Annotated in this window: 13 protein-coding genes and 1 pseudogene; 2 read left to right on the top strand and 12 right to left on the bottom strand. The window is 72.3% G+C overall.

Features of this window, described 5'->3' with window-relative positions:
- Positions 1 to 116: 116 nt before the first annotated feature.
- Positions 117 to 257 carry a hypothetical protein gene (locus ABZS37_RS07980; protein ID WP_355166716.1) on the top strand — a complete coding sequence of 47 codons (141 nt, stop codon included), beginning with the start codon at positions 117 to 119 and terminating at the stop codon, positions 255 to 257.
- A gap of 688 nt (positions 258 to 945) precedes the next feature.
- On the opposite strand, the pseudogene ABZS37_RS07975 reads toward ABZS37_RS07980, so the two are convergent.
- Positions 946 to 1,995: pseudogene (locus ABZS37_RS07975) on the bottom strand (LysM peptidoglycan-binding domain-containing protein); the annotation flags it as partial.
- Positions 1,996 to 2,009: 14 nt separating this feature from the next.
- Positions 2,010 to 2,471: a pilus assembly protein TadG-related protein gene (locus ABZS37_RS07970; protein ID WP_355166714.1), complete on the bottom strand. Its 462-nt coding sequence runs from the start codon at positions 2,469 to 2,471 to the stop codon at positions 2,010 to 2,012.
- Between the two features lie 26 nt (positions 2,472 to 2,497).
- On the opposite strand from ABZS37_RS07970, the gene ABZS37_RS07965 reads away from it, so the two are divergent.
- On the top strand, positions 2,498 to 2,950 hold the full coding sequence (locus ABZS37_RS07965; protein ID WP_355166712.1) for an HIT family protein: 453 nt from the start codon (positions 2,498 to 2,500) through the stop codon (positions 2,948 to 2,950).
- Positions 2,951 to 3,027: 77 nt separating this feature from the next.
- On the opposite strand, the gene ABZS37_RS07960 is transcribed toward ABZS37_RS07965, so the two are convergent.
- From ABZS37_RS07960 to ABZS37_RS07915, 10 genes are read right to left on the bottom strand one after another with little or no spacing between them, the layout of a single operon-like run.
- A complete protein-coding gene (locus ABZS37_RS07960; RefSeq protein WP_355166710.1) occupies positions 3,028 to 3,552 on the bottom strand; it encodes a pilus assembly protein in 525 nt (174 codons plus the stop codon).
- Positions 3,549 to 3,995 (bottom strand): TadE family protein, encoded by a 447-nt coding sequence (locus ABZS37_RS07955; protein ID WP_355166708.1) that lies wholly within the window; start codon positions 3,993 to 3,995, stop codon positions 3,549 to 3,551. The genes ABZS37_RS07960 and ABZS37_RS07955 overlap by 4 nt, the downstream gene beginning before the upstream one ends.
- Before the next feature lie 8 nt (positions 3,996 to 4,003).
- The gene (locus tag ABZS37_RS07950; RefSeq protein ID WP_354992791.1) at positions 4,004 to 4,213 is read right to left on the bottom strand and encodes a hypothetical protein; all 210 of its coding nucleotides are present in this window, start codon (positions 4,211 to 4,213) and stop codon (positions 4,004 to 4,006) included.
- A 23-nt stretch (positions 4,214 to 4,236) separates the two neighbouring features.
- On the bottom strand, positions 4,237 to 5,106 hold the full coding sequence (locus ABZS37_RS07945) for a type II secretion system F family protein (protein ID WP_355167076.1): 870 nt from the start codon (positions 5,104 to 5,106) through the stop codon (positions 4,237 to 4,239).
- A gap of 5 nt (positions 5,107 to 5,111) precedes the next feature.
- Positions 5,112 to 6,014 carry a type II secretion system F family protein gene (locus ABZS37_RS07940; protein ID WP_354992790.1) on the bottom strand — a complete coding sequence of 301 codons (903 nt, stop codon included), beginning with the start codon at positions 6,012 to 6,014 and terminating at the stop codon, positions 5,112 to 5,114.
- Between the two features lie 4 nt (positions 6,015 to 6,018).
- Positions 6,019 to 7,560 (bottom strand): ATPase, T2SS/T4P/T4SS family, encoded by a 1,542-nt coding sequence (locus tag ABZS37_RS07935; RefSeq protein ID WP_355166706.1) that lies wholly within the window; start codon positions 7,558 to 7,560, stop codon positions 6,019 to 6,021.
- Entirely contained in the window at positions 7,550 to 8,350 is an 801-nt protein-coding gene (locus ABZS37_RS07930; RefSeq protein WP_354992788.1) for a ParA family protein, read from the bottom strand. Before ABZS37_RS07930 ends, ABZS37_RS07935 begins: the two co-directional genes overlap by 11 nt.
- A 2-nt stretch (positions 8,351 to 8,352) precedes the next feature.
- Complete coding sequence (locus ABZS37_RS07925) at positions 8,353 to 9,018, bottom strand: SAF domain-containing protein (protein WP_354992787.1); 666 nt, start codon at positions 9,016 to 9,018, stop codon at positions 8,353 to 8,355.
- Positions 9,015 to 9,977: a hypothetical protein gene (locus ABZS37_RS07920; RefSeq protein WP_355166704.1), complete on the bottom strand. Its 963-nt coding sequence runs from the start codon at positions 9,975 to 9,977 to the stop codon at positions 9,015 to 9,017. Before ABZS37_RS07920 ends, ABZS37_RS07925 begins: the two co-directional genes overlap by 4 nt.
- Entirely contained in the window at positions 9,971 to 10,537 is a 567-nt protein-coding gene (locus tag ABZS37_RS07915) for a hypothetical protein (RefSeq protein WP_355166702.1), read from the bottom strand. The genes ABZS37_RS07920 and ABZS37_RS07915 overlap by 7 nt, the downstream gene beginning before the upstream one ends.
- Positions 10,538 to 10,703: the final 166 nt, after the last annotated feature.

The following is a 10,703-nucleotide window of genomic DNA, read 5'->3' as shown; positions in this document are numbered from 1 at the left end:
GCGATCGGATCCGCTGACGCCGGGCGCCTCCGGCGTCGCGGTGGGCCGCCCGACACCGATGCTCCATGCTGCGGAGGCGGTGTTGCTTATGACGATGATGCCTCTGAGTCATATTTGTGCCTGAGAGTCATGACGCTCTCCAACACCTTGCCCCCGAGCTTCGGCATAGTCCGCTGCCGCTGCCGCTGCCGCTGCCGCTGCCGCTGCCGCTGCCGCTGCCGCTGCCGCTGCCGACTGCCGACTGCCGACTGCGGTGACCAGGCCGTTGCCTCTGCGTTCCGCCGGTCGTCGCAGGCGGCTGAGAGCAAACTCGGGCTGGGGTCCGGATCAACTGCGTCGGTGTCGGCCGACCTGTGGTCCGTCCGGCACGGAGTCCAGGCCGTGCCCGCCAGCGAGCAGGCCGCCTTCGACACCATCGCCAGCCCAGTCGTCGTCACCATCCCAGCCCGGTGCACCGGCGGGTGCCATCCCGCTACCGGGAGGTGCCATGCCACCGTCGGCGGGGGCCATGCCGCCGGGAGATGCCATCCCGCCACCGGCGGGCGCCGTGCTGCCGGGAGGAGCCATCCCGCTGCCGGGAAGTGGCATTCCGCCGTCGCGAGGTGCCACGCCGTTGCTGATCGGGGCCGTGCCGCCGTTCGGCGTTGCTGAGGCTTCGATGGCTGCGGCCGCCCGGCTGGCGGCCCACGCGGCACCGCTTCCGGCGGTCCCACCGCTGGTCCGCCTGGTGGCGCTGCTGGTCTGGCCCGTGCCGTCAGTACCCCGGCCACTGCTTCCGCCGGTCCGACCTGCGCCGCCGGTCCGGCCACTGCTTCCGCCGGTCCGGCCACTGCTTCCGCCGGTCCGACCACTGCTTCCGCCGGTCCGGCTCGCGCCGCCGGTGCGCCGGCCCGCGCCGTCCCGGGGCGTGCGGGGGGACGCGGCTAACCGAGGAGCCGCCCCGGCGGTTGCCGGGCGGCGGCGTAGCCCCAGTACCGCACCGATCTGGGCGCCGACGATGCTCGCCACGGCCAGCACGGCGGAGACCGCCAACGGTCGGTTCACCCGGTCGGTGGTGCTGGCCCGGGCTGCGCCGACGGTCATCGCGGGCGGTTGACCTGCTGACTCCGTACCGCTGGGTGGTGCCGTGTCCGCACGCTCCGGTGCTGTCCGCTCCGGTGCCGCCCGCTCGGGCGCCGGCCGGGGCGCAGGCGGCTTTGGCGCCGCGGGCCGGTCGACCAGCCGGCCGGTCGCGTGCTGGCGGGCCCCCTGGTCGGCGGCCTCCGTGGGCAGTCGGAGTAGTTGGCCGGGCCGGATCCGGTCCGGGTCGTCGAGTTTGTTCAGCTTGGCGAGCTGGCGGTAGTCGCCGAACTCGTCCAGGTAACGCTCGGCCACCTCGCCGAGGTAGTCGCCCCGCGCCACCCGGTATACCGGCTCAGCCTCCTCGTTCGCTGCGGAGCCACCGGGCGCGGCGAGCCCGGTGCCGGCCAGGCCGAGTAGTCCGCTCCGGGTCGGCGGGGCCGCCGCATCGGGTGTCGCGCCCGCGCGGGTCGGCGCGGCGAGGATGGCGACGGCGGGTGCGTCCGGATTCGCGTACGCCGGGGGGCCGTAGATCGCCGCGGCGCTGGCGGCGGCCGGGCTGGCAGCGAGGATCAGCGCGACCGAGCCGACCAGCGCGGCGGCGGCCTTCTGTTGGCGACCCATCCCGGGCAGCTTCGGCGCCGGCCGGCGCAGGCTCTGCGCCCCCAACTCGACGAGGACGGAGAAGGCGAATGTGGCCCAGCCGAACCAGCCGGCCACAGCCAGTGCCCGGAGGAAGAGCTGGCCGTCGTCGCGGCTGGTCAGAGCGGTGCCCACCTCGCTGATCGTGGGTAGGTGATCAGGCAGGGGGTTGCCGGCGAAGGCCAGCAGCGCGATCGGCGCGCCGGCCAGCAGCGCACAGAGCACGGCCAGCGCGCCGATGCCGGTGAGGACCCGTCCGGTCCGCCGTACGACGGACCCACCCGATACGGGCATGGCTGCCTTCCTTCCTACGGTCCTGCGGTGATGGCTCGCGCGGTCGCCTCGCCGGTGACGGTGACCGTGTTGTCGAAGCCGAACAGCCCGAGCATCGAGCGCTGGTAGGTGATCGTGACGGTTACCCGGATCAGGGTCTCGCCGCCGACCTGCGGGAAGCTCACGGTGTGGCCGGTGGTGCCAGCGGACGTCAGGTAGTTGGCCACCGCAACGAGAGCCTCCGGCTGGTCGATCCGCTTGGGGCCGCCCTCGATCGCAGTGGCCCGGTCGATGGCCTGGCCGCCGGCGCGGGCCGCCTCGGCGGCCAGGTTCTCGGCACGTTGCAGGGTGCGTAGCTGCCCGGCGCCGTCGAAGGAGAGGCCCACGATGGCGAGTACGCCGATCATCGTCACCGCCAGGAAGATGCTCACCCGGCCGTGCTCGCCGTGCGAGTCCGCCCGACGCCACTGTCCTGACCTGCCGAGAAGCCCCGTCATCGGAGATCACGTATTAATGTTCGACGATGGACTGTTTTACCTGCCACAACAACGTACGGATCGGCTCGCTGTCGCCACGTGAGCTCGTCGCAGTCGACCACCACTGGCGGATCGCCCACGCCTTCGACTCGGCCTTGCCGGGCTGGCTGGTGCTCGTCCCGCGCAGGCACGTGACCTCGATCGCCGACCTGACCGATGCCGAAGCGGCGGGCCTCGGCACCTGGCAGGTCCGGCTCTCCCGGGCCCTGGGTGCCGTGACCGGATGTGCGAAGACCTACCTGGTGCAGTTCGCCGAGAAGGAGGGCTTCGCCCACGTGCACTTCCACGTGGTGCCACGAATGCCCGATCTCCCTGAGGACCGCCGCGGCCCTCGCGTCTTCGCCTACCTGGGCGCACCGCAGGACCAACGCGTCGATGAGCGGCAGCAGGACGAACTCGCGGCGGCACTCCGTGCACAGCTTGATCACGTCGGCGGATAGGACCGGGCGACTGCGGGGAGACCTCCCACGGTGGTCACCGGGGTTGGATCTGGGACGGTGTCTGATCCGTACCCTCATCACGCGCCACCCGCACTCGTGTTCACCGCAGAACCCGCTCCCGTGATCCCGGACCCGAGGGCTCTGCTCCGGTAGCGGTCCAGTGGCGAGGTGAAGTTCGCCGTGATCCGCTTGTCGGCCGGCATTCCGGGCAGGATGTCGAGCGTGATGTCCTGTAAGGACACCAGGCAACTGATCTCCACGGTCACCGTGGCGTCCACACCGACCGGGCTGCTGAAGGCGTCGTCGAAGCTGGTGGACGTGCCGGCCACCGAGCCGGTGAACCTCGGGCTCAGGTCGTTGGTGCAGGCCAAGCCGTGCCAGTCCAGTTGTTTCCGGGCGGCATCCAAGGCCGCGGTTCGGGCGTCGCCCGCGTCCCGGGAGATCGAGGCGGCGCGGGCTGCGTCGTGCGCGGCGGCACCGATCGCCTCCGCCGCCACCGCGCTGCGCCCGACCACGCCGGCCAGCACCATCAGCGCGATGAAGGCGGGCGCGAGGACCGCCACCTCGATGGAGACCGAGCCCCGCTCGGTGGTGCGGTTCATGGCGGGGTCACCCTTTCCACCGTCCCGTGGGCGGTCTGCCGCACCGCGAAGTCCACGCCGGGCACCACCGACAGGGACCGGCCGCTCACCGTGCAGGTCACCTCGACGTCGTCGGTGGTGACGCAGCTCGGGCCGGCCTTGTCCCAGCCCACCAGCCAGCCGCCGGCAGCCTCCAGGAATCCGGTGGCGCGGTTGACCCCGGCGCCGTCCCCGGCCTGGTGCAGCCGCTGGGCGTTGACGCCGCTCTGGGCGGCGTTCAACGCGGTGGAGCGGGCGAGGAAGACGGCCGCGACCTGGATCGAGGCGAAAAGCAGCACAAGGATCAGCGGCATCATCACGGCCAGCTCCACCGGGTTGGCACCCCGCTCCCGGTCACCGGCCGCGAGGTGGCGCCGGGCGGCGGTGACCGCCCGGTGCCACCTCGGGATCGGGGCTCGACTCATGTCGGCTACTACGGGGCCGTGGGGTTCGAGAAGGTCGGGATGTTGGTCATCCAGTTGTTGGCCCTGCTCAGGGCCAGGCCAGTGACGATCGTGGCGACGAAGACCAGCCCAAAGATGATCACTGCGGTCGGCACCGGGCTGTCACCGCGCTCGCCGTCGTGGCGCAGCTCGGCCAGGCGCGTCGTCAGCGCGACGTGCAGGTAGCTGAGGATGGACATGGCGTGCTCCTTCAGGGATGAGGTCAAATACGGGCGATGAACGGATAGACGACAAAACCGAGCAGCACGAAGACGAGCAGTGCGCCCGGGATATCGAGTCGGCTGGTCACCCCCTCGGCGCGGGCGAGGTTGTCGGTGCGGATCTGGTCGCGTAGCGAGTCGGCCCGGCTGCGCAGGGTCTCGTGCACCTGCGCCCCCTCGCTGCCGGAGGAGCGCATGATCGCGCCAACGTCGCCCAGCTCCGGAATGCCGATCTTGTCGGCGAGGTCGCGCAGCTCGTCCCAGGGCGCGTGCATCTGCATCTGGGCGATCCGCAACGACTCCTGGAGCCGGTCGAACACCCAGCCGTCGCAGACCGCCGCCGCCCGCTCCAGCGACTGCACCGGCCCATGCGCGGCGGAGAGCTGCAACGCCACCAGGTCCAGGTACGTGCAGACGGCCTGGCGGAACTCGTCCCGGGCGGCATCGGCCTTGGTCAGCACGGCCCGGTGTGCCAGCAACCCGCCCATCAGTGCCAGGCCGAGGCTGCCGAGCACCGGTATGACAAGCGGGAACGAGACGCCGAGCACCAACAGCGCCACCCCGAGCACGGTCGGCGTGGCGAGCCCGATCAGCGCGGAGAGCAGCACCGACAGCGCGTACTGCTCGGGGGTCTGGCCGATCAGGGCGAGCTGCCGGTGCGGCGGGCGCAGCCAGCGGGACAACCCGGCCAGCCAGTCCAGCCGTCGAGAAGCGGGAGTGGCGACGCGGCCGGTGCCCGGCGGCTGGTGCAGCCGGCGCAGCGCCGGCCTGAGCGCCGGAGTCGCCGGCACCAGCTCCCGGACCACCAGGAACACACCCAACCCGATGGCCGCCCCGCCGCACACCGCGATGGCCAGGTGCACGTTCAGGATCACGCTCACGCGATCACCTCGCTCGGGTCGGGCGCCGGCAGGAACCGGGCTGGCCGCTGCGGCTGGCTCATCGACCGCACCCAGGCCAGCAGGCCGATGAAGGCGGCGCCGAGGGCGGCCATCACCACCTGACCCACCGGCGTGCCGTACGGCTTGATGTACTCGGTGTTGATCAGCCCGTACGCCAGGGTCGCCAGGGTCATTCCGGTGAGGAAGCGCACCGCGAACCGGGGCTGGGTGCGCTTGGCCTCGATCTCCCGGCGGGTCGCCACCTCCGCGGACGCCGCGCCGGCGATCGAGCCGAGCACGTCACCCAGCCGCTCACCCCGGTCCGAGAGGTGCAGGATCAGCGCCGCGACCACCTGGTCGCAGACCGGGTCGGCGATCTCGTCGGCGAACGCCAGCAGCGCGGAGCGGGCCATCCAACCAGCCTGCAGACGGGCGGCGAGCAGCCGTACCTCGTCCTCGATGCCGGGTGGCACGCTGCTGATCGTGCCGATGATCGACTGTTGGAGGCCCTGCCCGGTGCCGGAGACGTCCTTGAGTCGGCGGGTCCACTCGCCGACCGCCTCGATCCGGGCGATCGCCCGCTGCTCGGCCTTGCCCACTCCGAACAGCCACGGGGTGCCGGGCACCGCCACCGCCACCAGCAGACCCACCACCGGCAGCCCGGTCAGCAGGAAAGCCAACGCGCCAGCGACCAGTGCGGCGACCAGCAGTGCCTGGTGGGCCCGCTGCTCGGCCGGGGTGGTGCCGGGTCCGCGCCACAGCCGACCAAGGCCCGGCCCGCCACCCGGGCGCGGCCCGGGGGGCCGACGGGTGCCGACCAGCGCGACCACGGCGAGCAGCAGCCCGGCCACACAGGCCGCCCCGGAGACCACCGCGACCAACTCCAGGCTGTTTCCCATCAGGTCACCGCCGGGTCAGTCGGGTCTGCCGGGGCCGCCGCCACGCACCGGCTCCGGCCTCGATCCAGCGGGTCAGCAGCCGCACGTCGTACCCGACCCGCAGCAACTGGTCGCGGACCCGCTCCGGCAGGTGCCGGGGGACCGCACGGCCGTCCGGGCCGGGCCCGAAGACGGTGGTGGTGGTGATCCGGCCGGCTTCGCCAGCCCCGATCACCTCCTCCACATGGGAGACGAACCGGTGTTTACGCCCGCCGATCGCGGTCTCGTCCTCGACGGTGACGTAGACGATCAGGTCGAGGGCGTTGCCGGCCATCCGGCGGGCCTGGTCGACGGTCATCTCGCGGCCGTGCGCCAGCGCCAGCTCGACGATCCGTTCACCGACCCCGGAGGCCGTACGGGCGTGGATGGTGCACATCGAGCCCCGGCTGGTGGTCATGGCCTGGAGCATCGGCACGATCTCCCGGGACCGGACCTCGCCCACGATGATCCGCAGCACGCCCATCCGCAGCGAGAGCGGGATCAGGTCGGCGATGGTCACCTCACCTGCCGGTCGGCCGTCGAAGCCGCGCTCGCCGTGCCCCTCCCGGGCCTCGAAGCTCATCACCGCCCGGTGCCGCTCCCGGCGGCGGGCCGGTAGCAGCTCCCGGCTCTCCTCCAGCAGCACGTACGGCTCGTCGGGCGGGATCTCGTTCATCAGTGCCCGGACGATCGTGGTCTTTCCGGCTCCGGCCAGCCCGGCGACCATGATGTTCAACCCGGCGCGCATCGCCGCACGGAGGAAGTCGCGCAGCAGCGGGTCGATCATCTCGTCGAGGTCACCTCGGGTGCCCGCGACATCGTCGAGGCTCACGTCGAGGGTGTTGTGCTTGCGGATCACCGCGTACGGGCGGTGGCTGACGAGGAACACCGCGGCCAGCCGGCTGCCGTCGGGCAGTTGCAGGTCGAGGGTGGGCTTCACGGTGGACAGGGACCGCTCGGTCGCGCCGGCCCGGCGGGCCGCCGCCTGGAGGATCTCCACCAGCTCGGCGTCGCTGTCGGCGATCGGCTCGGCCCAGTCCACCCCACCGCCGTGCCGGGTGATGCGCACCTGGTCGCAGCCGAGGATGTGCACCTCCTCGATGGTGTCGTCGACCAGCAGGGTTTGTAGCCGGCCGAGCCCGACCAGCTCGGCGGTCACCTGGTCGAGCAGCAGGCGCTCCTCATCGGCGGCCATCGGCGTGCCGGCCCGCCGGACGGCGTCCGCGTACTCGGCGACCACCGCGACGGCGAGCCGGGCCCGCTCGGTGTCCTCCTCGTCGACGGTGAACTCCCGGCCGCGCTGCCACAGGGTGAGCCGTTCGGTGAGTTCCCGGCGCAGCTCCCGGACCACCTGGAAGTCCATCCGGGGCCGGGGTGCGGACTCCGGCGGCGGTGTGGCCGCGGGCAACGGCTGCGGCATCGGCACCGACTGGTGGTGTCGGCCGTTCGGCACGGCCAGTGGCGGCGCGGTGGAGGTGACACCCGGCGGCTGTTGGCGCGGGTCGGCGGAGACCGGCTCAAACCGCATCCGGCACCCCCTGCTGCACGGGCCACGTGAGCCGGGCCCGCCGCCGTTCCAGGAGTGCCCCGACCGGCACCTCCAGCGAGGCCGCCGCGCGCATCAGCGGCCGTCCGGTCCGCACGGTCCCACCCAGGGCGAGCACCCCGGCGGTACGCGGGTCGTGCGGCAGCCGTGCGATCACCGGCAGCTTCAGGGCGCGGCTGATCTCGGCTCGCCCGTGCCCGTCGCCGATCAGTAGCAGCCGCAGGGTGCCCGGCGGCACCCGGTGCTCGGCGAAGTCCCGTTCGATCGCGGTGACCACCGCCCTGGTGCCGGAGAGGTCCGGCAGTTGCGCCCGGGTGACCAGCAGCACCACCGAGGCGGCCCGCAGCACCGGCCACGGTGGCCCGGTCACGTGCAGCCGGCCACAGTCGACCAGGACGTCGTAGCCGGGGGTGCCGCGATCCAGGGCGTTGAAGTAGTCGGCGAAGCGTTGCCAGAGCGGCGTGACGCTGCCGCCCTGTGTCGGATCGACGAGCCCGGGCAGCAGCAGTCGTTCCCGGCGGGGCGCGTCCAGGTCGACGAGCTGCGACCAGAACGCGGTTTCCAGGTTGCCGTCGCGCAGCTCTCCGACGGCCAGCTCCCCGATGCCGCGTGGGCCGTCCAGTTGGCCGCCGAGGTAGCCGGCGAGGATCGAGCCGCCGGCCGGGTCGCATTCGGCGAGCACCAGCCGTCGGTGCCAGGCCAGTGCGCAGGCCAGCGCCGAGGTCGTGACGCCGGGCGAACCCTTCGCTGACACCAGCGCGATGATCGCCATGCTCAGGCCGCCTCGGTCAGCACGACAGCGATCCGTCCCTGCGCGGTGAGCGCCACCACCGCGGGCACGTCCCGGGTGGGGAGCGCCAGGTACAGCACCTTGTCGTCGTTGGCCGGGCTGACCATGTCGATCACGGTGGCCGAGAACCGTGTGCCGGCGGCCGCCGCGTCTCCGGCGGTGGTGCTGCTGCGGTCCGGGGTGCTGACGAGCAGGACCTTGTCCCCGGGGTGCAGTTCGCGGGCCGGCACCTGGGCGGTCTTGAGGCCGAGCGCGATCTGCTGCTGGCCGGGCCCGAGCAGCGGGTCATCGGTGACCTGCCCCAGGGTGAGCAGGGTGCCTGGGAGGAGCGCCACCGCGGCCCGTTTGCCGACCACCTCGTCGAGCCGACCGGCGGGCACCGGGCGCAGCCCCTGGCCGCCAGCGACCTGCACGGTGACCAGGTCGGCGGCGCTGATCTCCCGGCCCACCTCGACCGGTCGGGCCACCGCGAGGTAGCTGCCGGTGGCCCGGACCGAGGTGACCGCGAAGGCCGCGCCCAGCCCGCCCAGGGCGATCAGGAGTACGGCGAGGCCGAGCAGCCCCGGGCGGACCCGGCGTTGCCGGACCACTTTGGGCGGGTTGACCGGTGCGTCCACCGACCCGGTCCCGTTGCGTGTCGCGAGGCTCATCGGGTCACCACCTGGAGTTCGTTGATCTGGATCTGCACGGTGCCGCTGGTCCGGGTCTGGAGGATCGGTTCGCCCTGAACGCCGTCGTCGGTCCACCAGCGCACCGTCCAGTGCGTGGTGGCGCTGACCCTGTACGTGTCGGCTTTCGGGTAGCCCTTGTCGTAGCCGCAGTCCGGAGACGCGCGGCCGGCAAGATCTTTGTTCTTCGCGTCGTACGGGGTGCCGGGGCCGTGGCAGGTGACCCGCTCCTTGTTGCCCATGTCCCAGACGATCCGGTCGACCTTCGCCTCGATGGAGACGGTTACGCCCCGGTCGGTCGCGGAGGCGGTCAGCGGGCCGAAGTAGCTGGCGCTCGGGGTGGCCCACATCCACACCGGCAGACCGACCAGGCCGGGGCCGATGTCCTTGCGCGGTGCGACCTTCAGCCGTGCCGGCAGCAGCTTGATCGATGCGAGGGCGCGGCGGGCCAACTCCTCCGGGTCGGGCGGTGCGCCGTAGCCGGGTGGCGGCTCGTCCCGCAGCTCCTCGCGCTGGCTGCCCTGGTTGCCGCCGTCGCAGGTCAGCAGGTACCACTGCTGACCTGCGGGGGTGTTGTCCGGCTGCGGCTCCTCCAGCTTGTAGTAGCAGCCGTCGCCGCTGTTGAACCAACCCTTCAGGTCGTCGTAGCAGGGGATGGTCTGCCCGTCCCACTGGCAGACACCACCACCCCCACCGCCGCCGGAGTCCCCACCGCCGTTGTCCCCGCCGCCGCCGGGATCTCCGGGGTTGCCGGGGTCGTCGTCCCAGACGCTGCAGTCGGGCTGGTCGGGTGGGCAGCCGGCCCCCGGGTCGGCGCGTCGAGCGGCGGCGGCCGGCAGGGTCGCGCCGATCACCAGCAGGAGTGCGAGGCCGATCCCGGCGAGCGCCGGCCGGGCCCGGGGGGTACGGGCCGGAGCACCCCTTCCTCCCCGGGTCAACATGGCTGGTCCTGGTGGGTCGCGCCTGAGTTGATCAGCCAACGCCCGTCGGGATATCGGGCCGCGGTGGCGGTGGAGAGGTGCCTGCCGCCCCCGCTGCCCGGCACCACGCGCTGGTCCTTGGCGTAGATCAGCCGGTAGCTGGTCGTGTCCAGGCAGTCCTGGATCTCCACGGTGGCCGGTTTCGCGTCCAGGCTGACGGCGGTCACGGTCGGGTCGGACTTCAACGTCCCGGTACGCATAGCGCCGTGCTCCTTAGCCGCGCGAATGGACAATCGGACCCGGGTGAGCAGTGGATCAGCGATAAACCGGGACAGTTCCGGCGCGCGTGGATCACTGCGCCCACTCGCCGTGCGCGAGGCCGCGAGATATCCGGAGTACGCGTCAAGTGCCGCCTTTTCGGCGGCTTGTCGGTCGACGTCGGGACCTGCCGGTTGTCTGTCGTCCCGGGCCGCTGTCGGTCGTTCGACGGCCTCCCGTCCGCTGGCGCAGGCGGTGACCGGCACCGCCGCCACGACCGCCAGCAGGCAGATTGCCGCTCGTCTGAGCTGCCGTCCGCGCACCGTCGAGCCTCCTCGTGGTCGCCCGGTGCGGTGACGGGTCACCGCCGCCGGGCATGCGGAAGCGCGCCCGGATCAGCACATCCGGAGCCGTTCATTGCGCTTCTGCATTCACCGTTACGGATCTTTTACAAATGCTTGGTCCTGTGTCGTCCGGTTGTAGAGGTGA

The sequence above is a fragment of the Micromonospora sp. NPDC005413 genome, assembly GCF_040606435.1.
GTDB lineage: Bacteria > Actinomycetota > Actinomycetes > Mycobacteriales > Micromonosporaceae > Micromonospora.
Note: the sequence above shows the minus strand (reverse complement) of the source record. Positions and strands in the feature narration are given on the sequence as shown.